We start from the raw sequence: 22,257 nt of genomic DNA on the forward strand, positions 1-22,257 counted from the left end.
TATTAGTCTCTGGAGACGAAAATGACCACATTAATTCGCAAGTTTACTGTTAATACAGTCAATCTACCCGATTGGTTTATAAGTATAGGTCGTAATTTTACTGCGCTTATCATGCCTTTTATCGGAATTGTTTGCTTCTTATTTCTTTGGTCGTTATCGGCCAGCTATATTGATACATCACTAGGTAAGTTTCCTGGACCAAGTGCCGTTGCCACGCAAATAGGTAACCTTTATCAAGAGCATATTGATGAACGCAGCAAGGAAGACGCGTTTTATCAACGACAAGAGTTACGCAATAGCGAAAGGCTTGCTAACGATCCAAACTACGTTGTTAAAACTAGGAGTTACACTGGTAAAGAAACCTTTATTGACCAAATAGCCACTAGCTTAGTAACGGTTATGTCTGGATTTATTGTTGCCGCAGTTATTGCCATTCCTATGGGAATAGCGATTGGTTTAAGTAAAACGTTAAATAATGCGATTAACCCAATTATACAAATATTTAAGCCGGTGTCGCCATTAGCCTGGTTGCCACTAGTGACTATGGTTGTTAGTGCTGTATATGTGTCAGACGATCCTTTATTTGCTAAATCATTTATTAACTCAATGATCACCGTAACTTTGTGTTGTATTTGGCCTATGGTTATTCAAACTTCTGTTGGCGTTGCTTCAATTAATAGTGACTGGCTCAACGTATCAAGAGTGTTACGACTGCCAGCTCTTACTCATATTCGCAAAATTGTTTTACCCGCAACCATACCGGCAATATTTATTGGTATGCGAACCTCGCTTGGTATTGCTTGGATGGTACTTATTGCCGCAGAAATGCTAGCGCAAAATCCGGGTCTTGGTAAGTTTGTTTGGGATGAGTTTCAAAATGGTAGTTCGCAATCACTTAGTCGAATTATGACGGCTGTCATTGCTATCGGTTTAATTGGTTTTCTACTTGATAGAGGTATGTTGATGTTACAACGCAAATTATCTTGGGATAAAACCAGTGCAAGTCGCTAAAGCATAAATTGATAGGACGCATAGGAGAAAATTATGAGTACATTTTTAGATATTAGTAAAATTGATATGGTGTTTCCAACACCTAAAGGTGATTTTACCGCGCTTAAAGAAGTCGACTTAAAGATTAACAAAGGCGAGTTTGTATCACTTATTGGCCATTCTGGTTGCGGTAAGTCTACGGTATTAAACGTGGTAGCTGGCTTATATCAAGCCAGTAAAGGCGGTGTGTTATTAAACAATCGCCATGTTCTAGGCCCAGGTCCTGAGCGTGCGGTGGTATTTCAAAACCATTCTTTATTACCGTGGTTAAGTGCATACGAAAATGTTGAGCTTGCGGTAAAAGAAGTGTTTAGTAAAACCATGAACAAAGCCGAGATGAAAGAGTGGATAGAGCACAATCTTAAGCTAGTTCATATGGAGCACGCGATGCATAAACGCCCAGATGAAATTTCGGGCGGCATGAAGCAACGTGTAGGTATTGCTAGAGCTCTAGCAATGCAACCGCAAGTGTTGCTGATGGATGAGCCTTTTGGCGCTCTTGACGCATTGACTCGTGCCCATATGCAAGACTCGCTTATGGAAATCCAAGATGAATTAAAAAATACCGTAATTATGATCACTCACGACGTTGATGAGGCCGTGTTGCTAAGCGACAAAATAGTGATGATGACCAACGGACCTGCCGCCACTGTTGGCGAAATTCTTGAGGTAACGCTGCCTCGCCCTCGCGATCGAATCGCCTTAGCAAATAATACGGAATATAACCGCTTACGCTCTGCCGTGCTGACGTTTTTATATGAAAAACAGCGCAAGGTTGAAGTGATCAGTAATAAATCAGCCACTGCAACTAAAGGTGAAAATAAAACACCGAAAATTGAAGTTGCTTAACTCATGTAACAAGAACATGTAACAGATAATAAAATTTTTCAGGGAATAAATATGAAACTCAAACATATAATTAACAATAATAATAAATCACTATTTGCGGTTTGCGCTTTAGCGTCAAGCTTACCGTTTATGTCAACTACTGCTATCGCTGCTGACGCGGCTGCAAACACAAGCAAAGCATTCGTTGATTTTCGTCTACGCTTTGAATCAGTAGAGCAAGATAATGCGCTAAAAGATGCTGAGGCATTAACATTGCGTACCTTGTTACATTATCAAACCAAGGATTTTAGTGGCTTTTCTGCTGTCGTTGAGTTTGAAGACTCGCGTGATGTAAACGACGTTGAAGACTATAATGATGCTAACGGTACTAATCCTGAATATTCAGTAATAGCCGATCCTAATACCACAGAACTAGACCAAGGGTTTGTGCAATACAAAGCAAACGGTATTACCGCCAAAGTAGGGCGTCAAGTTATCACATTTGATGGACATCGTTTTGTCGGTCATGTGGGCTGGCGCCAAGATAAGCAAACATTTGACGGCGCTACTTTTAACTACAGCGCCGATAAATTAAGTGCAAGTTATGCTTATATCAACAAACGCAATCGTATTTTTGCCGAAAGCAAAGATATTGAATCAAAAGATCACTTAATTAATGCCAGTTATAACTTAGGTTTTGGTAAAGTTACCGGTTATGGCTACTTGCTTGAAGTGGACCAAGACACAGATAACGCATTAGATACTTTTGGTGTTAGTTTTGCTGGTAAAGGTCAGTTATTTTCTAAAGATGTAAATTATCGCCTTGAATATGCTACCCAAACCAGTGAAACCGGAACAACAGAGTTCGACGCCGATTACATTAACGTTGAAGGTGGCATTGCGCTAGGTAAATTTAATCTTAAATTAGGCTTAGAGGCGTTAGGTAGTGATGATGGTCAATACGGTTTTTCAACCCCGCTTGCAACGTTGCATAAGTTTAATGGTTGGAGCGATCAGTTCTTAGGTACACCTAGTGTTGGCTTAAACGATATTTATGTAAGTGCAAGCACTAAGTTACTTGGCGGTAGTGTACTTGTTGCTTATCATGACTTTACAGCCAATGACGACGGTTACGGTATTGATGATTTAGGCTCTGAATTAAACGTACAGTACGCGGCAAAATTTGCTACTTATTTTAATGGTGGGATCAAATTTTCGGCATACTCAGCCGGAGATGATGCCGCTGGTAAAGTAGATACCGATAAAGTTTGGTTATGGGTAGGTGCACGCTTTTAAGGTTTTGAGCCAATTCTTTTCGTGCACTGTGCAATGTGCACTGAAAAGAAGGGGATAATAGCAAAGCATAATACCAAGTTAATTAATCAAATTTGTATGGAATATTGCGATAATAATCGAGAGGCTGTTACAGAGCTTGATTATAACTACTATCGACAGGCTCTTGTTATTTTACCTCGCATCAATCGCCAAATATGGAAAGGGTTAATAGCCAACTGAACGTTTATTTATAAGCCGTGCTCACCAGTAACTCGGTTTATTAACTCTTGTGATAAATCCGGAATATAAAACATTTATTTTCTTTATTATGCATCTGAGCATAGTACATTTATATACATAAATTTAGTCGATACGACTAAAGTATAACTCTCTAAAAGCCTGTATTTTTAGGCTTTGAATGTAGGTTTGTAATTAAACGTCACGAATCTGTAACAAGGGGGTTTAATAAGCGTCAGTTTCCCTATATAATCACCGCCAATTATAACGGTTAGTGTATTTACTCAAGGTTTACATTTGAGCAATACGGTAACTTCATTTCAAATAGCAATTGGGAAACATCATGAATTTACATGAGTATCAAGCGAAACAATTATTCGCTGAATATGGTTTACCGGTTTCTGAAGGTTTCGCTTGCGATACACCTCAAGAAGCTGCAGAAGCTGCGGATAAAATTGGCGGAGACATGTGGGTTGTTAAAACTCAGGTTCACGCTGGTGGTCGCGGTAAAGCTGGTGGCGTTAAGCTAGTAAAAACTAAAGAAGAAATCAAAGAGTTCGCACAAAACTGGTTAGGTAAAAACTTAGTTACATACCAAACAGATGCAAACGGTCAACCGGTTTCTAAAATCTTAGTTGAAAGCTGTACAGACATCGCTAACGAATTATACCTAGGCGCTGTTGTAGACCGTGGTACTCGTAAAGTTGTATTCATGGCATCTACTGAAGGTGGTGTTGAGATTGAAACTGTTGCTGAAGAAACTCCAGAGTTAATTCACAAAGCTGAAATCGATCCTCTTGTTGGTCCTCAAGCTTACCAAGCACGTGAATTAGGTTTCAAGTTAGGTTTAAACCCAACTCAAATGAAGCAATTTGTTAAGATCTTCATGGGTCTTGCTAACATGTTCAATGACTTTGATTTCGCATTATTAGAAATCAACCCGTTAGTTATTACTGACGAAGGTAACCTACACTGTTTAGACGGTAAAATTGGTATTGATGGTAACGCTTTATACCGTCAACCAAAAATCCGTGAAATGCACGATCCATCTCAAGAAGATGAGCGTGAAGCACATGCTGCACAGTGGGAATTAAACTACGTTGCTCTAGACGGAAACGTTGGTTGTATGGTTAACGGTGCTGGCCTTGCAATGGGTACAATGGATATCGTTAACTTACACGGCGGCAAGCCAGCTAACTTCTTAGATGTTGGTGGCGGTGCTACTAAAGAACGTGTTGCTGAAGCATTCAAAATCATTCTTTCTGACGACAACGTTAAAGCTGTTTTAGTTAACATCTTTGGTGGTATCGTACGTTGTGACATGATCGCTGAAGGTATCATTGACGCTGTTAAAGAAGTTGGTGTTCAAGTTCCTGTTGTTGTACGTCTTGAAGGTACAAACGCTGAAGCAGGTCGTGCGGTATTAGCATCTTCTGATGTTAACATCATCGCTGCTGAATCATTAACTGACGCTGCACAAAAAGTTGTAGCTGCTGCGGAGGCTAAATAATGTCTGTATTAATTAACAAAGACACTAAAGTAATCTGTCAGGGTTTCACTGGCGGTCAAGGTACTTTCCACTCTGAGCAAGCTATTGCTTACGGTACGCAAATGGTTGGTGGTGTATCACCAGGCAAAGGCGGTCAAGAGCACTTAGGTTTACCTGTATTTAACACAGTTCGTGAAGCTGTAGAAGCAACTGGCGCAACAGCTACAGTTATCTACGTACCAGCTCCTTTCTGTAAAGATGCTATTTTAGAAGCTATCGATGCTGGTATCGAGTTAATCGTTACTATCACTGAAGGTATCCCTACATTAGACATGGTTGATGTGAAAGTTAAACTTGAGCAAACGGGCGTTCGTATGATCGGTCCTAACTGTCCAGGTGTTATCACTCCAGGTGAGACTAAAATTGGTATCATGCCAGGTCACATCCACTTACCAGGTAAAGTAGGTATCGTTTCTCGCTCTGGTACTCTTACGTACGAAGCCGTTAAACAAACTACTGATGCAGGTTTCGGCCAATCTACTTGTGTAGGTATTGGTGGTGACCCTATCCCAGGTACTAACTTCATCGACGTTTTAGAAATGTTCGAAAACGACCCTCAAACTGAAGCAATCGTTATGATTGGTGAAATTGGTGGTACTGCTGAAGAAGAAGCTGCTGAATACATCAAAGCAAACGTTACTAAACCTGTTGTTTCTTACATTGCTGGTGTTACTGCACCAGAAGGTAAGCGTATGGGTCACGCTGGCGCAATCATCGCTGGTGGTAAAGGTACTGCTGACGAGAAATTCGCTGCATTAGAAGCTGCTGGTGTTAAAACAGTTCGCTCTCTAGCTGAAATCGGTTCAGCTCTTAAAGAAAAAACAGGTTGGTAATAGCCAAATAATGTATGAACACTCTCTTATTACCTTCCATGGTGCGAGAGTATAAGTACATCCCTGTACAAAAGGTCGCTAACGCGGCCTTTTTTGTTTTCCAATAAACCAAAAAAGATTGTTCCTTAGCCTATTCACATTACCTTAACATTTTGTTTCCTAAAGATAGCAATTGACTACACCTTTAGTTTTATTAGCATTTTATACTGCCTAATCAAATTATTAATTTTAAGGTTTTCGATGTCACCTATCCGTACTATAAACTTGATATTTATTACATTTTTAGCTTTATCCGCAGGCGGTTGTAGTGATGATAATAAAAATCAAGAATCACCAGAGCAAATTACTCCTATAGATCCTGAGCTTCCTGAAACTCCAGAAACTCCAGAAACTCCAGAAACTCCAGAAACTCCAGAAACTCCTGAAGTTCCAGACGTTCCTGAGTTACCCGAAGTTCCTGAGATTCCTGAAGAAGGCGAGCAGTGTGAAATTAATGTCGAAACTGGAGATAATTATATTTGCCGCATAAACCCTGTTAATTTCTCAGCAACAGACTTTAGTATCGAAAACCCGCCTGAAGGTCTTTATATTCAGCCTAAAACAGGGATTTTGCATTGGAGTCCAGCTGAGCATCAAGTGGGAGAATATACTCTAGAAATAGTTGTAAGTAATGGATCTTCTTCAGAGATTGTCACTTTAGAGCTTACTGTGACTCTTGGTACCCCCGATCCAAAGGGATATTATGTATCAACACTTGGTAATGATGATACTGCAGATGGTAGCCCGACGAACCCTTTTACTACTATCCATGAGGCACTACGTTATGTTAAACGTACTGGTGAAGTTGGATTTACTTTATATATAAGAGGCGGAACATATATAGACCCAGAATATGGTTTACCTTTTGATGGAAATCGTGCAAACCAAATGGTGCGAATTGCTGACCATTTAGGTACGGAATCGGCATGGAATACAATTCGTCCATTAGGTAATGAGTACGTAAAAATAGTTTCAGATGCTACTATTTTTTCTTTTGTTCGTTCAAACTATTGGATTGTCGAAAACCTTGAATTGCAAGGTACTGCTCAGGAATATGACTTAGATAAAGTTTTACCGTATTGGTGGGTTGATGGCCCTCAGATATTAAAGTCACGTGGTATAAGCAATGGTACTTCAGAACATTTACTGATCAGAAATAATGTGATTCATGACTTTATGGGAGCGGGTATTGGTACCAACTATGGTGATTTCGTTACGGTTGAAAATAATATTTTATATAATAATGCTTGGTGGTCTACATCAGGAACTCATGGCGTAAGTAACTCAACCTTAACAACAACTGACTTTGATTCAACAGAAGAAACTAAAATGATCCAAAGAGGCAACTTAGTTTTTTCTAATGCCTCATTGATTGTATCGCACGTGTTTAATAAAGGTTTTGTTGACCTTACAATCGATGAAGGCCATGGCTTACATTTACAAAATGATTCAGGAACCTACTTTGGGAAAAACTTAGTTGAACATAACTTACTTATATTTAATGGCAAGGCTGGCTTAGGCTTAAATACTATTGACGACACAACAGTTCGTAATAACTCGCTTTATTATAATAGTACAATCATAAGAGGAATTGGTATTAGTGCGTCTGAAATTTCTATTTGGGACTCTACTTCAGCACAAGATACGATAAATAATAATATCATGCAGCCATTTAGCGATAGCCACTCAATAAAAGACTATCAAAAGATGTATGATGGCATTGCTGATAATGTGACTACGCCAGCAATAGATGATGACATGTTACCTGAAAAAGTAGTTACGGTTGAAAAAGCCTTTGTCGATGCAAATAGCTTTAACTTTAGACCGAGTGAAGAAGTCCCAGAAGGTATGGGGGTAGGCATTGAATATCTTGAATATATGGAAGCGAGAGTTGCTGAATTTGGTATTGAAATCAATCCTATTCCGCATCAAGTTGATGATGATTATCTATTAAAAATTCAACAATATATTTTTGATACTTGGCCTACCGAGTATCTTCATGGTAGTAACCCTGAAGGAGACCCTACAACGCTTATATTGCATGTTAAAATTGATGGTGTGAAGTATGAGTACTCATATGAACAACGTTGTTCATTCCCTAATCCTCCTGAGGTTGTCGAATGTAACTAAGTCGCAAAGATGCTATTGTTGAAAAGGTCGCTATGCGACCTTTTTAGTATTTAGTTGAGTTTTAAATAGGATGCCTATTTTCTTTTGAATTTAGAAGTTACTCGCTACTTCAAAGCTTAATTGTTTTTTAGTAATTGGGTGGCTAATTTTTAAATATTGGGCATGTAAATGTAGTCTATCGGCTTTATTACCATAATGAGCATCGCCAACAATAGGCATATTTAAACCGAGAATATGGGCACAGTGTACCCGCAATTGGTGAGTTCTACCTGTTTTTGGTGATAACTGTAATCTGGTTTTACCTTCAAATCGTTCGAGTACTTTATATGTTGTAAAAGCAGGCTTACCAGTATCAAAACATACTTTTTGTCTTGGCCTATCATCTATGTCTAAAGTTAGTGGTAGGGTAATTTCCCCTTCGTTTTGCTGGACAATGCCCTCAATAACAGCCACATAATACTTCTCTGTAGTGCGCTCAACAAATTGCTGTTGCAAAGCTTTATTCGCTCTAGAGTTTAGTGCTAATACCATTATGCCAGAGGTAGACATATCTAACCTATGTACAATAAGAGGACCGGTAGCAGCAGGAAACTGTTTTTTAATACGCGTATAAACTGAATCATTGATTGATTTCCCTGGTACAGAGAGTAACCCCGATGGTTTATTTACCACAACAATATCTAAATCTTGATAAACAATAGGCATATCTAAATCAGTTGCCGGGTTGATAAGTAGGGGATTATCTTCAACATCAATTCCCTCTAACATATGACTGAGTATTGCTTGGCATTTACTGTAACAAGGAGGGTAATATTTTTTATGTTGGCGTACATTCGTTTTCGGTGATTTCCCCCACCAGAACTCTGCCATGACAACCGGCGTTAGATTATTGCTAAAAGCGTATTGCAAAAGTTTAGGCATAGCACATTCACCCGAGCCTTGTGGCGGTACTTTAAATGGCGAATCTTTAAAGATTTCATTAAGATCTTTAGTCTCACCATAAGCATTTAATAACTGGTACTGGGCAAATAGTTGCTTTTGTAACTTGTTATTGAGCTTTCTATAAGTCTTACCAAGATTTGCTAATTCTTGCTCTACGATTAAAAGCTCATTACTTGCCTTATCAATACGCTCTTGCCAATAAAGTTTTAAGTCTCTTAATTTAAGTTTTTCAATGATGCTTTGCTGACTTAACTGTACTAGCAGGGCGCTTTTATCTTGTGCAGACAAGTTTTCTGTAGCATGTAGCCTTTGTTGTTTGCGCTCATCTTTGGCCGTACTTATTTGTTGTTTAAGATTGCTAAGTTGTTTAGCGTAGCTATTAACTTCTTTATCTTTAACCGCTTTTAATTGCGCTAATTTTTGGCTGTTTTTTAACGATTGGTACTCGTTATATACTTTATTTATTAATGCTAACTCGTTTTTAAAAAACTCATCTTTGCTTAATAAATCAAAAATCGGTGGTACAAACTTGCTGTGGCTATTACTTTGCCCTAAGTAGCCAGAAAATGCAGATATAAACCCAAGCTCACCATGGCTATTTTTAACAACCAATACACCAAACATTTTACCAACCGCATCATCGCCTTTATCAGTTAAACTGACTTTTCCTTGGTTATCTAAACCAAAGTCATGCAGAAAATTACTTTGGCTGAGCTGCTCTTGTAGCAGTTTACTAGCCTCAATTGCTAACGGGTGCGCTTGGTAATAAAAAGGATAAGTAAACTTTTCAGGTAACAGGATCGAACTTACATTTTTTGATAAAGGTGTGAAGTAAGGATCTGATTTAGACAAGGTCATGATAAAGCGCTAGTTAGTGATTGGTTAGAAGTGATTTAATTTTAACACCTATGGCCTTGTTAGGTCATTAAATAATGAAACAAACAAAAAGTAGGCGGATATTTACAAAATAACGTAAAGTTAGCAATGTTAACGCTATAAGATAAATAAAACTGTTGTTATAATGTTTGCCACTTATGCCAAATTAATTTAATTGGCAAATTATTTTCCTATTCACTTTTTTTTGAGGTTCACTAGATGTCGGAAGTTGAAAACCGTCCTAGCAATTTTATTCGTAATATCATTGATGCAGATTTAGCCAGTGGTAAGCATACTGCTGTGCAAACTCGTTTCCCGCCAGAGCCAAATGGTTACTTACATATTGGTCATGCTAAATCTATTTGCTTAAACTTTGGAATCGCTCAAGATTACCAGGGCTTATGTAACTTAAGATTTGATGATACGAATCCTGAAAAAGAAGATATTGATTACGTTAACTCGATTCAAAAAGACGTACAATGGTTAGGTTTTGAATGGGCAGGGGATGTTCGTTATTCATCAAACTATTTTGATCAACTTTATGCATATGCGGTAGAGTTAATTGAGAAAGGTTTAGCATTTGTGTGTTTCTTAACACCAGATGAAGTACGTGAATATCGTGGCCCGTTAAATGCGCCAGGTAAACACAGCCCGTATCGAGATACATCAGTTGAAGAAAACTTAGCTTTATTTGCCAAAATGAAAAATGGTGAATTTAAAGAGGGCGAATGTTCATTGCGTGCAAAAATTGATATGGCTTCAAGCTTTATCTGTATGCGTGATCCGGTTTTATATCGTGTTAAATTTGCACATCACCATCAAACAGGTGACAAGTGGTGCATTTATCCAATGTACGATTTTACCCATTGTATTTCGGATGCAATTGAAGGCATAACTCACTCGCTTTGTACATTAGAATTCCAAGACAACCGCCGTTTATATGATTGGGTTATTGAAAATATTTCAATTGAAACTCAGCCTCATCAATACGAGTTTTCTCGCTTAAACCTTGAATACACTGTGATGAGTAAGCGTAAACTTAATCAATTGGTTACAGAAGAATTAGTTAATGGTTGGGACGATCCTCGTATGCCAACGATTGCCGCTTACCGCCGCCGTGGCTATACACCGGCATCTTTACGTGAATTTGCCAAACGTATTGGCGTAACAAAAATGGACAACACGGTTGAGATCAGTGTTTTAGAAGCTTGTATTCGTGAAGACTTAAACGACAATGCTCCTCGTGCAATGGCTGTTCTTGATCCGATTAAACTCGTAATTGAAAACTACCCTGAAGGGCAAGTTGAAGAGCTGAACGTTAAAAACCACCCTAGTGATGAAACACAAGGCTCGCGTATCGTGCCATTTAGCCGTGAGCTTTACATTGAAGCTGAAGATTTCCGTGAAGAAGCGAATAAAAAGTACAAGCGCTTAGTACTTGATAAAGCGGTTCGTTTACGTGGTGCGTATGTGATCACCGCTGTTCGTTGTGATAAAGATGAACAAGGTAACGTAACAACGGTTTACTGTACTTATGATACCGAAACTTTAGGTAAGAACCCAACGGATGGCACTAAGCCAAAAGGTGTAATTCACTGGGTAAGTGCAAATGAAGCTCTTGATGCGGAAGTGCGTTTATACGACAGGTTGTTTACTGTGCCAAACCCTGGCGCAGAAGAAGACTTCCATAGCGTAATTAACCCAGAGTCATTAATTACTATTACTCATGCTAAAGTTGAACCGTCACTTGCTAATGCTAAACCTGAGCTTGCATTCCAGTTTGAACGTCAAGGCTATTTTTGCTTAGATAATAAAGATGCAACAGCTGAGCACTTAGTGTTTAACCGTACGGTTGGTTTGCGTGATACATGGGGAAAATCAGGTCAGTAACTGATTCAGCGATAACTTATTTACTGCTGTTCGCATTATGCATTTAAGCTAAACTAAAGCTTTATACTGTTAAAAATATCCTTCTGAAAGGGCATAAAAAAACCTGCTGATGCAGGTTTTTTTATATCTTAAATCGCTTATTATTTATAAATGATCTAATCGATATTGTTCACAAGCCACTTCGTCTTCACATTCACCGTAAAGGTATAAGCTATGGTTGGTTAGCTTAATTTTGTTATGTTTAGCAATATCAACTTGGCGTTGCTCAATAACGTCATCTTCAAATTCAACTACTTTACCGCAGTTTAAACAAACTAAATGATCATGATGTGCTTTTTGGGTAAGTTCAAATACAGACTTACCGCCTTCAAAATGATGACGGGTAACAATGCCTGCATCATCAAATTGGTTTAAAACTCGGTACACAGTAGCAAGGCCAATTTCTTCATGCTGCTCTAAAAGTATTTTATAAACATCTTCAGCGCTGATGTGTTGGTTATCTGGACATTGTAAGATGTCTAAGATTTTAACTCTTGGTAAAGTTACCTTTAACCCAGCTCTTTTTAATTCTTCGTTATGCTCTGGCATGGAAACCTTTCTATTGTTTATTTTGATTGCTGAAATTATAGGGATTATTTGCCGAGGTTAAAAGAGCTAATTGATAATTATTTGCAATTAGATTGTTTTGTACAAATGTTTGAACGATATTTCATCAGTTTAAATTCAGATATAAAAAAGCCCCGCATTTGCGAGGCTCAATTGATGTTTAGTTAAGCTTAATCTAAAAGCTCAGCTAAACACATTTCGTCATTAAGTTGCTCAATCCAAGCATCTACACGAGATTCAGTTAGCTCTGGTTGGCGATCTTCGTCAAGCGCTAAGCCAATGAAAGTATTCTCATCGATTAATGCTTTTGAAGCTTCAAATTCGTAGCCTTCGGTAGACCAGTTACCAACAACGATAGCACCTTTTGCTTCAACGATGTCACGGATAGGCGCCATAGCGTCAACAAAATATTCAGCATAATCTTCTTGGTCACCAAGACCAAAGATTGCTACTAATTTGTCAGTAAAGTCGATTTCTTCTAGCTCTGGTAAGAAGTCATCCCAGTCACATTGGTTTTCACCGTAGTACCAAGTAGGGATGCCAATAAGAAGTAAATCAAATTCTGCGATATCTTCTTTAGTGCTTTTAGCAATATCCTTAACTTCAACGTTCTTTTTACCCAGTTTTTTCTGGATCATTTTGGCTACTGCTTCAGTATTACCTGTATCACTACCAAAAAAAAGTCCGACTGTTGCCATGTTAAAACCCTTAAATTCTCTAAATTACTGTGACTAATCGAGTCATTAGACTCAATTAATTTAATCTTTTGCTAAAGCTTCGATGATCAATGATTCAATTAATTCACTGCGGCTTACGCCTTTATCTTTAGCTAACGTATCTAACTGTGCAAAAACTTCATGATGTAGTTTAAATTCTACTCGTTTTAAGCCTTTGCTTTTATCTCTTTTTACTTGATTTCGCTTGTTGATTTTAACTTGCACTTCCCTAGGATAAGGATTGGTCTTTGGTCGACCAGGGCGCTTTTCATCAACAAATAAATCAAAGGTGGTTAAATCTGCTACTTCTTTAGCCATAATTTTAGCCTATACCATTACTTTCCCATATGACTTGGATCACACCTTTTGCAATAAAGCCGGCACAACCAAGGAATAATACAAAATAAACGACTAACTTTCCTTTCTTAGGTACATTGTTTTTGTTCATTACGTCATGAATAGACATACCGATGAAGAAAAAAATAACTAAAAAGAATAAATTTAAGCCAATTGATTCAATTAATTCTATATTTTCGGAAAGCATACAACACCCTAAATTTAATGGCAGGACTATAGCATAACTAAGTTTAAAAAAACACGGATAATCAGGTCGCTAAAGCACATTTATTAAATTTTTATTTAGCCAAAAAATCTTTCACTATTTTATTAAATGCAGCAGGCTTTTCTGCATGCAACCAATGGCCAGTACCTTGAATAATTCTGCCTTTAGAATTTGGAAACAACTGCGCAATAGTTGGTTTATGTTCAGCTAAAATATAGGTCGAATTGCTGCCTTTAATAAATAGCGTATCCCCTAAATAAGGAGTAGAGCTGACTTGCCCTTTGGCAATGTTTTGGTAATCTTCATTTACCGCATTGATGTTAGCGCGCCAGAAAAAGCCCTGTTCGCCTTTAACCAAGTTTTTCAGTAAAAATTGCCTAACACCAGGCTCACTAACATACTTAGCTAATTGTTTGTCAGCATCTTGTCGGTTAGAAATACCAGATAAATCAATGCTTAATAAACCTTCGATAATTTGGTTGTGGTGTGGAGGGTAAAGCACAGGAGCGATATCCGCTACAATCAGTTTGTCTATTCTTTGTGGTGAAGTTAGCGCGCACTGCATTGCTATTTTTCCACCCATTGAATGGCCTAATACCGCAATCTTTTCTATTTCTAAATGGTCAAGTAAGGCGAAAATATCTGTTGCTAGATCGTTATAATCCATAGACTTGTGATGAAAAGAGCTACCATGATTACGAACATCAACACTGATGACTTGGTAACTAGTTTCTAGCTCACGAGCGACCATGTTTAAATTTTCTAAACTGCCAAATAAACCGTGTATAAGTAATACCGGACTGCCTTCACCACGAATGGCAAAATTTAATAATGGTTTTGATATCTCGGACATATGTAAGGTTAGTAATAAAAATAATTGTCCGCTATTTTAAAGATTTACCCTAGTTTCGGCAATGATTGTTTAATCATTCTTTAATCAGCTATCAATTAATCTTAAAAAAATTAAAATTGATTGTAAATCAGGGTAGAGAGTTACTGATAAGCACAGTATAATCTTTAACTTTCTAAGAACAATTCTATTGGAAAGTACATGAAATCCATCGAAATTGATGAAGAAATTTATCAATACATCGCCAGCAATACTAAATTCATTGGCGAAAGCGCCTCTAGTATTTTAAGACGCTTGTTAGCGCTTGAATCAGTTGCCGCTGAAGAAACTATTGAAGCTCAACCTAAAACAACAACGATTAAAAAAGATAAAGTTGTAGTAAAACCTAAGCCTGCCCAAACCACTAAAGCACAAAATCAAACAAGTGATATTGATGACAAAGCCAATGCTGAAAATGCTAGCTCTGTTACTTCAGGTCAAAGTATTTTTGATTTAATTAATAAAGAAGAGTTGGCAATGCAACGCGGCGCAGTTGGTCGATTTTTATTAATCCTGTCTAACTTGTATCGTGTTCATCCTAATCAATTTTCTGCGGTATTAGATATTCGTGGTCGAGACCGTTTATATTTTGCTGAATCTGAAAACGAATTATTAGAAAATGGTCATTCAACTAAACCAAAACAAATACCAGAAACTAATTATTGGGTTACTACTAATTCGAATACGACCAGAAAAAAATTGATGCTTACCGATGTTGCCAACGTACTTGGCTATACTAGTGAAGAAGCTGAAATTATTCGTGATTTTCTATAATAAACACTAACTGTAAACTAAAGCTATTAAAGGAATAACAATGAGCGAACACCCACATGCTGGTAAACCTGCAAGACCAGTCGACAGAATTAATATTGGCCGCTTAACAAGTGAGTACTATTTATTAAAGCCTGACGTAAATATTGCGGCTCAGCAAGTGAGTTTTGGTACCTCTGGGCATCGCGGTAGTGCCGCTAAAATTAGTTTTAATGAAAACCATATCTTAGCTATTTGCCAAGCGGTTGCAGAATATAGAACGCAGCAAGGTTTTACTGGACCGTTATTCTTAGGCAAAGATACGCACGCACTTTCAGAGCCTGCGTTTGCTTCAGCGATAAGTGTACTTATTGCTAATGGTGTACCTGTTGTTATTCAACAAGATGAAGGCTTTACGCCAACGCCTGTTATTTCACGACTAATCATTGTTCATAACAAAGAAAATACAGCACAAGCGGATGGTTTGATCATAACACCATCACATAATCCGCCAAGTGATGGTGGTATTAAATACAACCCTCCACATGGTGGTCCAGCAGAAGGTGAAATAACTAAGCTTATTGAGCAACGAGCCAATGAGATTTTAGCTAATGACTTAGTCGATGTTAAGCAATTGCCTTTTACTCAAGCGATGCAATCACCTAATTTAGCTAAGCAAGATTTTATTCAGTTTTATACCCAGCAACTCGCGCAAGTTATTGACATGGCAGCCATAAGTAAAGCGGGTATCCGTATTGGTGTTGATCCACTTGGTGGCTCAGGTATTGATTATTGGCCTGAAATTGCTAAACAATATAATTTAAATATTGAAGTCGTTAATCCGGTAGTAGATGCAAGTTTTGCATTTATGCCATTAGATAAAGACGGCAAAATTCGAATGGATTGTTCATCGCCATATGCTATGGCTGGTCTTATCGAAATGAAAGACAAATTCGATGTCAGTGTTGGTAACGATCCTGATTTTGACCGCCATGGTATTGTTACCCCTGGTGGCGGTTTAATGAACCCAAACCATTACTTAGCGGTTGCCATAAATTATTTATTGACCCATCGTAGTTGGCCAGAAACAGCTAAAATTGGTAAAACCTTAGTGTCTAGCTCTCTTATTGACCGATTAGCGCAAAAACTTGATAAGCCCTTGTCCGAAGTACCTGTGGGTTTTAAATGGTTTGTTGATGGTCTTAAAGATTCTAGCTACGCTTTTGGCGGCGAAGAAAGTGCGGGTGCATCTTTCCTTGCTTTAGATGGTAGTTGCTGGACCACAGATAAAGACGGTTTTGTAATGTGTTTACTAGCAGCAGAAATGTTAGCTGTAACAGGTAAAGATGCGTATCAATGGTTCCGCTTTTTAGCGCAAGAATTAGGTGAGCCTAGCTATGGTAGAGTAGAAGCCGTTGCTACTACAGCGCAAAAGCAGGTATTAACGTCATTATCAAAAGCCGACATCAGTCAAGACACCTTAGCAGGCGAGAAAATTACAGCTGTGCTTAGTCATGCTCCTGGTAATAATGCTGCAATAGGCGGTGTAAAAGTCGTTACTGATAATGGTTGGTTTGCCGCTCGTCCATCTGGTACGGAAGAGATCTATAAAATTTATGCCGAAAGCTTTATCAGTGATGAGCACCTACAAACCATTATAAGTGAAGCGCAAGTACTTGTGAGTGCTGCATTTAAAAACGCAGGGTTATAGTTCCCATTAGATAATAAGTCAAAACCTTGAGACGGTAACGTTTCGAGGTTTTTTTGGCAAAAATTAATTGCCTTTAACGGCTGAAGGTAGAGGTTTTTTTCCAGTGTTTACCAAGGTAATCCGTTGTTTTCTGCTTGGTAGAATTAACCCAAAAATCAGTTCTGTTAAACATATATTGTGGAAAATAATTTTGACTAATTGCGGCTAACGGGTAATGATTCCAAGACTTTCCTGAGCGTTTACTCGTAGCTTCTAATAAATATGTCTTATTATTTTTATTTACTACAACCCAAGCGTGTCCTTCAGTTTTATATTTCCCTAAGGCTACTCTCGCATCAAGACCTTCTGAAATTAGCCAGTCAGCAAGAGCAATAGCATGATCTTCACAATCACCTCTTGGTAAGCGAAAAGCCTGAGCAGAGTTTTGCCATAAATCTCTTGCACCATATTGTTCATCATCTAATTGATAGGTTTTTATCTGGGCTAATGTATACAATGGCAGCCAATGATTTTTTACTGCAAAAGGGCGAATTCCAACCAAGTAGCTGTTTACGAAATGGTGTTTCCAATCTAGCCCCATTGAAGATGCGGTAGCATAAACGCCATTACTATCTTGCCAAGTTAGAGTATAAGCAGGCATCCTTTTTGTGTTGTTTCGACGGTCTACCGCTGCTTGGATACCCGCCTCAGTCCAGGTTTGACCATTGCTGGCAAAGGTTATGCTTCCTTTTTGATTTGCGTTAGTGGTTAGTTTTGCTGAAATTTTATCTGCGGCTTGTTGTGCCTTGATGATCAGTTGCTGATCGAAGGCATCGACTTCTCTTGGTTTAAACGTTGCAATAATGAATACAGCAATAAAAAATAAAATAAAATATTTCATTACAACTATGATTTCAAACCAAAACAAATGATTAGAGCAACAAAAATTAATATCGCAGAGGCAAATATGGCAACAGCTAAATTATTTTGTTTTAACTCGTTTTGTATATCGACACCTTTTAATAATTTTTTATCTATGATTATTAACGCGCTCACCGCGACAAACAAAGCAATTACGGTGTAACTCAAGTTGATTGCTAAGTTGATCAAACTCGCAGAAATAAAATCCCATTCCATCATGTGTTCCTTTTATTATTATATTTTTCAATTAGATATATTATGGTAAGTCATTTTTATATCCTAATTATGAGTAAAAATAAACCACTTATAAAATTAGCATTAGACCATTCGATATAAAATTGCAGAAGCTAGGATAAAAAAGCCTTATTATTAATAAGGCTTTATACTGTATCTGAGATATAAAACAGCAGTATTAACGCTTTGAACCACCATGCTTTTTCATTTGTACTACTTTTTGCGCTATTGCTAATAATTCTGGCGCAATGTCATCTGCACCATTTCTTATTAATTTACTTACATCGCCAGATGAAAATAATCCTCGCTCTGATTGCACTCCTAATGCACGAACAAAGTCTTTAGTTTTACCTGTGCTAGCAGTATCAATATATTTGAGGATAATTTCCTCATTAACACTTGCTGGCTCTCGTTTTAAAACACTCACTGTATTTGTTAGTTCTTGTATGTCGGCTTGTAGTTGCTCAATTAGCTCAGCAATATTGGTATAAGGTTTCATTAAATTTAGCTCTTAGTTGCGCAAGGGGAGGGTTTGATTAATAGTTAGTATAACGCTAAAACCAGTCTTTAACCGTATTAACGAGTTTACTCTTAAATCTGGTGGTTGTTGCGTTTACATTACATCAGCGCACTATTTAACTTTGTTATTAATTAGCAACCTAGGTGATATTAACCTAAAATAGCAACATCATTTAGCAAAGTGTTTTTATCGTGTCACAAATCCAACAACAATTACTGAAAACCGGCGATTTTCTTGCTATTACACGCCAATACCCACAGCAACTACCTGAAGCATTTAGCTTTACTCTTACTCATCCGCAATCTCAATTACAAACTTTGGTTAGCGTGCTTGATACTGGCGTAATTAGTTTTGAGCCAATCGAGCAGTTTACCGATAGTGATGTGGTGTTATCGAGTGCCATACATGGTAATGAGACTGCGCCAATTGAAATTTGCCAACAACTTATTCAAGAACTGATTTTAGGTAAAATTGAGTTAAAACAAAGAGTTTTATTTTTATTTGGTAATCCTGAGTCCATTAATATTGGTGAGCGTTTTGTTGAGGAAAATTTAAATCGCTTATTTTCTGGTGCCCATAGTGATGGCGAGGGTTTATTTAATAATGAGCGTAAAAGGGCGCTAGCATTAGAAAATTATGTGCGTGACTTTTTTGATCAAGGAGCGATTATTTCTGGTGACAGACAGCGCTTTCATTATGATTTACATACTGCGATTCGCGGCTCTAAAAATGATAAGTTTGCCGTTTATCCATTTTTAAATGGTAAAGCTTATAGCAAACAACAATTACAGTTTTTACTAAGTTGCGGCATTAATACTATACTGTTATCACATAGCCCAACAACAACGTTTAGTTATTTTTCGGCTAATGAATTTTCTGCACATGCTTTTACCGTAGAGTTAGGCAAAGTGGAGCCTTTTGGGCAAAACGATATGACTAAGTTTGCTAAAACTAAGCAATCATTAACAACCTTAATTACTACACACAATCCGTGTTTTGGTGAATTTAATGGTAGTGAGTTTAATATATTTGAAATATATAAAATCATTAATCGTGAGCATGAAAACTTTACTTTTACCTTTGCCGACGATGCGCAGAACTTTACCGATTACCCTGTTGAGCATGTACTAGCGATTGATGGTTCAACCGAGCATAAAGTAACAGTTCCTGGAGAAGCTATTATCTTTCCAAATGCTAATGTAGCTCTCGGTCAAAGAGCGTTATTAACGGTGATACCAGTTAAAGTAAGTGATTTAGTTTTTACTGATAAGTAATTTTAAATTACTTTGGCGACAACAATAACTCCTATAATAAGCGCCTCTTGCTTGTTTAAAGTGTAAAGCTAGATTGCCAGTAAAAGTGTTCTTGTAAGGCCTAATTTAGGCAAAAAATTGCAACTCATTTTTGCTGGCGTTAAAGTCTCGTGAAATTTACAACAATAAAAATAATCACAACAACGTAACCATAATAGTTCAGTACTCGATACTGAAAATCTAATAATACGACGTTTGAATTATTTTATAAGCCATTTAGGCGAAAACAAAAGAGAAGCTTATGGACGCAGAAATGTATCAAGAAGGCCGTACTATTCATCAAGTTGAATTTATTGACGGTCATTCTGTCGAAATCCCAATTCTAAAAATTCTAAAACAAGACGGCAGTGTTTATGACAATGCTGATATGCCTGAAATTGATCAAGCCTTAGCGACAAAAATTTATAAAACTTTGGCTTTTCACCGTGTACTCGATGAGCGTATGGTTGCCTCACAACGTCAAGGTCGCTTAAGTTTTTATATGACAGCGCTTGGTGAAGAAGCCGCAAGTGTTGGTAGCGCAGCTGCCTTAGATGATAAAGATATGATCATGGCGCAATATCGTGAGCAAGGTGCGTTAATGTTCCGTGGCTTTCGTTTAGAGCAGTTTATGAATCAAATGTTCTCTAACGAGTTAGATCTTGGTAAAGGTCGTCAAATGCCTATCCACTATGGTTCACAAGAATTGAACTATATGACCATTTCATCACCTTTAGGTACACAAATCCCGCAAGCTGCAGGCTATGCTTACGGGCAAAAGCTTAAAGGCAATCAAACCTGTACTATTTGTTATTTTGGTGAAGGCGCAGCATCTGAAGGTGACTTCCATGCCGGCTTAAATATGGCTGCAGTTCATAAAGCGCCTGTTATCTTTTTCTGTCGTAACAACGGCTACGCAATCTCTACACCTTCATCACAACAATACATGGGTAATGGTATAGCTAGTCGCGGTGTTGGTTATGGTATTAAAACCATTCGTGTCGATGGTAATGATTTACTTGCTGTTTTAAAAGCAACGCAAGTTGCTCGTAAATACGCTATTGAAAATAATGCACCAGTGGTTATTGAAGCCATGTCTTATCGTTTAGGGGCGCATTCAACTTCAGATGACCCATCGGGCTACCGTACAAAAGAAGAAGAAGCTAAATACGCTGAACACGACCCAATCTTACGCATGAAAAACTGGATGCTAGCAAAAGGTTGGTGGGATGAAGAACAAGAAACTGCCACGTTTGAAGGTTTAAGAGAAGATGTGTTAGCAGCAGTTAAAGTGGCTGAAGTTATCGACAAGCCTAATTTAGAGTCAATGTTTGATGATGTTTATGACGTTCCAACACCACAATTAAAAGAACAATTAGCCGAACTAAAAGAGCATATTAAAAAGTACCCAGATGCTTACCCAGTGACAGCAGGGAGAATAAAATAATGGCGAAAATGAATCTACTACAAGCGATAAATAACGCCTTAGATATCGCGATGACAGAAAATGACTCAGCAGTTTGTTTTGGTGAAGATGTTGGTCATTTTGGCGGCGTATTCCGTGCTACCAGTAATTTACAAGAAAAGTTTGGTAAAGACCGTTGTTTCAATACTCCGCTTACTGAGCAAGGCATTATGGGGTTTGCCAATGGTTTAGCTGCACAGGGCAGCGTACCTATTGCTGAAATACAATTTGCCGATTACATCTTCCCGGCTTTTGATCAAATCGTTAATGAATCAGCAAAGTTCAGATACCGTAGTGGTAATGAATTTAATGTAGGTAATTTAACTATTCGCACACCTTACGGTGGTGGTATTGCTGGTGGTTTATACCACAGTCAATCTCCTGAAGCGTATTTTGCTCATACCCCTGGTTTGAAAATTGTTGTTCCTCGTAACCCTTATCAAGCTAAGGGCCTATTACTTGCGGCAATTCGCGATAAAAACCCGGTGGTATTTTTTGAGCCGAAAAAGTTATACCGTGCATCAACAGGCGAAGTACCTGAAGAGGACTACCAATTACCACTAGGTAAAGCTGAAGTTGTTAAATCTGGCAGTGATATAACTTTGCTAGGTTGGGGCGCTCAAATGGAAACTATTGAGAAAGCCGCTGAAATGGCTGAAGCTAAGGGCGTTTCATGTGAGATTATTGATTTACGTTCAATACTTCCTTGGGATGTTGAAACCGTTGCTGCCTCTGTGAGCAAAACTGGCCGTTTGCTGATAAATCATGAAGCACCATTAACCGGTGGATTTGCTGGCGAGATAGCTGCAACAATCCAAGATAAATGTTTCTTACACTTAGAATCTCCTATAGCACGAGTATGTGGTTTAGATACGCCTTTCCCATTAGCGCAAGAAAAAGAATACATGCCTGATGAATTAAAAACTTTTGAAGCCATTATGGCCTCAATTAACTACTAGGAAT

At 38.0% G+C, this 22,257-nt stretch carries 21 protein-coding genes; 12 read left to right on the forward strand and 9 right to left on the reverse strand.

Annotation, left to right across the window (positions count from 1 at the left end; translation table 11 throughout):
* The first annotated feature begins 111 nt into the window (after positions 1–111).
* The 6 genes from FNN08_RS03295 to FNN08_RS16435 all read left to right on the forward strand — a co-directional run bounded on the left by FNN08_RS03295 (position 112) and on the right by FNN08_RS16435 (position 7,941).
* Positions 112–1,011: an ABC transporter permease gene (locus tag FNN08_RS03295; protein ID WP_260679292.1), complete on the forward strand. Its 900-nt coding sequence runs from the start codon at positions 112–114 to the stop codon at positions 1,009–1,011.
* A gap of 33 nt (positions 1,012–1,044) precedes the next feature.
* Positions 1,045–1,899, forward strand: coding sequence for an ABC transporter ATP-binding protein (locus tag FNN08_RS03300; protein WP_143583331.1), 855 nt, complete (start codon positions 1,045–1,047; stop codon positions 1,897–1,899).
* Positions 1,900–1,950: 51 nt separating this feature from the next.
* Positions 1,951–3,174, forward strand: coding sequence for an alginate export family protein (locus FNN08_RS03305; protein WP_143583332.1), 1,224 nt, complete (start codon positions 1,951–1,953; stop codon positions 3,172–3,174).
* Positions 3,175–3,733: 559 nt separating this feature from the next.
* A complete protein-coding gene (sucC, locus tag FNN08_RS03310; protein WP_143583333.1) occupies positions 3,734–4,900 on the forward strand; it encodes an ADP-forming succinate--CoA ligase subunit beta in 1,167 nt (388 codons plus the stop codon).
* Entirely contained in the window at positions 4,900–5,772 is an 873-nt protein-coding gene (gene sucD / locus FNN08_RS03315) for a succinate--CoA ligase subunit alpha (protein WP_143583334.1), read from the forward strand. Before sucC ends, sucD begins: the two co-directional genes overlap by 1 nt.
* Before the next feature lie 240 nt (positions 5,773–6,012).
* Positions 6,013–7,941: a putative Ig domain-containing protein gene (locus FNN08_RS16435; RefSeq protein ID WP_221931763.1), complete on the forward strand. Its 1,929-nt coding sequence runs from the start codon at positions 6,013–6,015 to the stop codon at positions 7,939–7,941.
* Positions 7,942–8,031: 90 nt separating this feature from the next.
* Here FNN08_RS16435 and FNN08_RS03325 read toward each other — a convergent pair whose 3' ends face one another.
* Positions 8,032–9,741: an RluA family pseudouridine synthase gene (locus FNN08_RS03325; protein ID WP_143583335.1), complete on the reverse strand. Its 1,710-nt coding sequence runs from the start codon at positions 9,739–9,741 to the stop codon at positions 8,032–8,034.
* 237 nt (positions 9,742–9,978) lie between these two features.
* Between FNN08_RS03325 and glnS the strand changes: the two genes are divergently transcribed.
* Entirely contained in the window at positions 9,979–11,649 is a 1,671-nt protein-coding gene (glnS, locus tag FNN08_RS03330) for a glutamine--tRNA ligase (RefSeq protein WP_143583336.1), read from the forward strand.
* A gap of 144 nt (positions 11,650–11,793) precedes the next feature.
* Here the strand turns inward: glnS and fur are convergent, their stop codons facing one another.
* From fur to FNN08_RS03355, 5 genes are all read right to left on the reverse strand, one after another.
* Positions 11,794–12,237, reverse strand: a complete 444-nt coding sequence (gene fur, locus FNN08_RS03335) for a ferric iron uptake transcriptional regulator (protein WP_143583337.1) — start codon at positions 12,235–12,237, stop codon at positions 11,794–11,796.
* Between the two features lie 188 nt (positions 12,238–12,425).
* Positions 12,426–12,953, reverse strand: a complete 528-nt coding sequence (gene fldA / locus FNN08_RS03340) for a flavodoxin FldA (RefSeq protein ID WP_143583338.1) — start codon at positions 12,951–12,953, stop codon at positions 12,426–12,428.
* A 60-nt stretch (positions 12,954–13,013) separates the two neighbouring features.
* Entirely contained in the window at positions 13,014–13,289 is a 276-nt protein-coding gene (ybfE, locus tag FNN08_RS03345; RefSeq protein ID WP_143583339.1) for a LexA regulated protein, read from the reverse strand.
* Positions 13,290–13,293: 4 nt separating this feature from the next.
* Positions 13,294–13,515 carry a DUF2788 domain-containing protein gene (locus FNN08_RS03350; protein WP_143583340.1) on the reverse strand — a complete coding sequence of 74 codons (222 nt, stop codon included), beginning with the start codon at positions 13,513–13,515 and terminating at the stop codon, positions 13,294–13,296.
* Between the two features lie 91 nt (positions 13,516–13,606).
* Entirely contained in the window at positions 13,607–14,386 is a 780-nt protein-coding gene (locus tag FNN08_RS03355) for an alpha/beta fold hydrolase (protein WP_143583341.1), read from the reverse strand.
* 198 nt (positions 14,387–14,584) lie between these two features.
* Between FNN08_RS03355 and seqA the strand changes: the two genes are divergently transcribed.
* Positions 14,585–15,196 (forward strand): replication initiation negative regulator SeqA, encoded by a 612-nt coding sequence (gene seqA / locus FNN08_RS03360; protein ID WP_143583342.1) that lies wholly within the window; start codon positions 14,585–14,587, stop codon positions 15,194–15,196.
* 40 nt (positions 15,197–15,236) lie between these two features.
* Positions 15,237–16,883: a phosphoglucomutase (alpha-D-glucose-1,6-bisphosphate-dependent) gene (pgm, locus tag FNN08_RS03365; protein ID WP_143583343.1), complete on the forward strand. Its 1,647-nt coding sequence runs from the start codon at positions 15,237–15,239 to the stop codon at positions 16,881–16,883.
* Positions 16,884–16,956: 73 nt separating this feature from the next.
* On the opposite strand, the gene FNN08_RS03370 is transcribed toward pgm, so the two are convergent.
* The 3 genes from FNN08_RS03370 to FNN08_RS03380 all read right to left on the reverse strand — a co-directional run bounded on the left by FNN08_RS03370 (position 16,957) and on the right by FNN08_RS03380 (position 18,516).
* The gene (locus tag FNN08_RS03370) at positions 16,957–17,763 is read right to left on the reverse strand and encodes a transglutaminase-like cysteine peptidase (protein ID WP_143583344.1); all 807 of its coding nucleotides are present in this window, start codon (positions 17,761–17,763) and stop codon (positions 16,957–16,959) included.
* Positions 17,764–17,768: 5 nt separating this feature from the next.
* Positions 17,769–17,999 (reverse strand): DUF350 domain-containing protein, encoded by a 231-nt coding sequence (locus tag FNN08_RS03375; protein ID WP_143583345.1) that lies wholly within the window; start codon positions 17,997–17,999, stop codon positions 17,769–17,771.
* A gap of 196 nt (positions 18,000–18,195) precedes the next feature.
* Positions 18,196–18,516, reverse strand: a complete 321-nt coding sequence (locus FNN08_RS03380) for a hypothetical protein (RefSeq protein ID WP_143583346.1) — start codon at positions 18,514–18,516, stop codon at positions 18,196–18,198.
* Between the two features lie 212 nt (positions 18,517–18,728).
* Here FNN08_RS03380 and astE point away from each other — a divergent pair, with 212 nt between their 5' ends.
* The 3 genes from astE to FNN08_RS03395 all read left to right on the forward strand — a co-directional run bounded on the left by astE (position 18,729) and on the right by FNN08_RS03395 (position 22,253).
* Positions 18,729–19,811, forward strand: a complete 1,083-nt coding sequence (gene astE, locus FNN08_RS03385; RefSeq protein WP_260679262.1) for a succinylglutamate desuccinylase — start codon at positions 18,729–18,731, stop codon at positions 19,809–19,811.
* Between the two features lie 280 nt (positions 19,812–20,091).
* Positions 20,092–21,276 carry a thiamine pyrophosphate-dependent dehydrogenase E1 component subunit alpha gene (locus tag FNN08_RS03390; protein ID WP_143583347.1) on the forward strand — a complete coding sequence of 395 codons (1,185 nt, stop codon included), beginning with the start codon at positions 20,092–20,094 and terminating at the stop codon, positions 21,274–21,276.
* The gene (locus FNN08_RS03395; RefSeq protein WP_143583348.1) at positions 21,276–22,253 is read left to right on the forward strand and encodes an alpha-ketoacid dehydrogenase subunit beta; all 978 of its coding nucleotides are present in this window, start codon (positions 21,276–21,278) and stop codon (positions 22,251–22,253) included. Before FNN08_RS03390 ends, FNN08_RS03395 begins: the two co-directional genes overlap by 1 nt.
* Positions 22,254–22,257: the final 4 nt, after the last annotated feature.

Source organism: Thalassomonas sp. M1454 (genome assembly GCF_007097525.1).
In the GTDB taxonomy this organism is placed as follows: Bacteria; Pseudomonadota; Gammaproteobacteria; order Enterobacterales; family Alteromonadaceae; genus Thalassotalea_A.

Excerpts from the sequence above, each read along its gene's own strand:
- FNN08_RS03355 (WP_143583341.1), bottom strand. The coding sequence starts at position 14,386 with ATGTCCGAGATATCAAAACCATTATTAAATTTTGCCATTCGTGGTGAA.
- FNN08_RS03390 (WP_143583347.1), top strand. The coding sequence starts at position 20,092 with ATGGACGCAGAAATGTATCAAGAAGGCCGTACTATTCATCAAGTTGAA.
- seqA (WP_143583342.1), top strand. The coding sequence starts at position 14,585 with ATGAAATCCATCGAAATTGATGAAGAAATTTATCAATACATCGCCAGC.
- fur (WP_143583337.1), bottom strand. The coding sequence starts at position 12,237 with ATGCCAGAGCATAACGAAGAATTAAAAAGAGCTGGGTTAAAGGTAACT.
- FNN08_RS03375 (WP_143583345.1), bottom strand. The coding sequence starts at position 17,999 with ATGGAATGGGATTTTATTTCTGCGAGTTTGATCAACTTAGCAATCAAC.
- FNN08_RS03350 (WP_143583340.1), bottom strand. The coding sequence starts at position 13,515 with ATGCTTTCCGAAAATATAGAATTAATTGAATCAATTGGCTTAAATTTA.
- ybfE (WP_143583339.1), bottom strand. The coding sequence starts at position 13,289 with ATGGCTAAAGAAGTAGCAGATTTAACCACCTTTGATTTATTTGTTGAT.
- fldA (WP_143583338.1), bottom strand. The coding sequence starts at position 12,953 with ATGGCAACAGTCGGACTTTTTTTTGGTAGTGATACAGGTAATACTGAA.
- FNN08_RS03370 (WP_143583344.1), bottom strand. The coding sequence starts at position 17,763 with ATGAAATATTTTATTTTATTTTTTATTGCTGTATTCATTATTGCAACG.
- FNN08_RS03305 (WP_143583332.1), top strand. The coding sequence starts at position 1,951 with ATGAAACTCAAACATATAATTAACAATAATAATAAATCACTATTTGCG.
- pgm (WP_143583343.1), top strand. The coding sequence starts at position 15,237 with ATGAGCGAACACCCACATGCTGGTAAACCTGCAAGACCAGTCGACAGA.
- FNN08_RS03295 (WP_260679292.1), top strand. The coding sequence starts at position 112 with ATGCCTTTTATCGGAATTGTTTGCTTCTTATTTCTTTGGTCGTTATCG.
- sucC (WP_143583333.1), top strand. The coding sequence starts at position 3,734 with ATGAATTTACATGAGTATCAAGCGAAACAATTATTCGCTGAATATGGT.
- FNN08_RS03380 (WP_143583346.1), bottom strand. The coding sequence starts at position 18,516 with ATGAAACCTTATACCAATATTGCTGAGCTAATTGAGCAACTACAAGCC.
- FNN08_RS03300 (WP_143583331.1), top strand. The coding sequence starts at position 1,045 with ATGAGTACATTTTTAGATATTAGTAAAATTGATATGGTGTTTCCAACA.
- FNN08_RS16435 (WP_221931763.1), top strand. The coding sequence starts at position 6,013 with ATGTCACCTATCCGTACTATAAACTTGATATTTATTACATTTTTAGCT.
- FNN08_RS03325 (WP_143583335.1), bottom strand. The coding sequence starts at position 9,741 with ATGACCTTGTCTAAATCAGATCCTTACTTCACACCTTTATCAAAAAAT.
- FNN08_RS03395 (WP_143583348.1), top strand. The coding sequence starts at position 21,276 with ATGGCGAAAATGAATCTACTACAAGCGATAAATAACGCCTTAGATATC.
- glnS (WP_143583336.1), top strand. The coding sequence starts at position 9,979 with ATGTCGGAAGTTGAAAACCGTCCTAGCAATTTTATTCGTAATATCATT.
- sucD (WP_143583334.1), top strand. The coding sequence starts at position 4,900 with ATGTCTGTATTAATTAACAAAGACACTAAAGTAATCTGTCAGGGTTTC.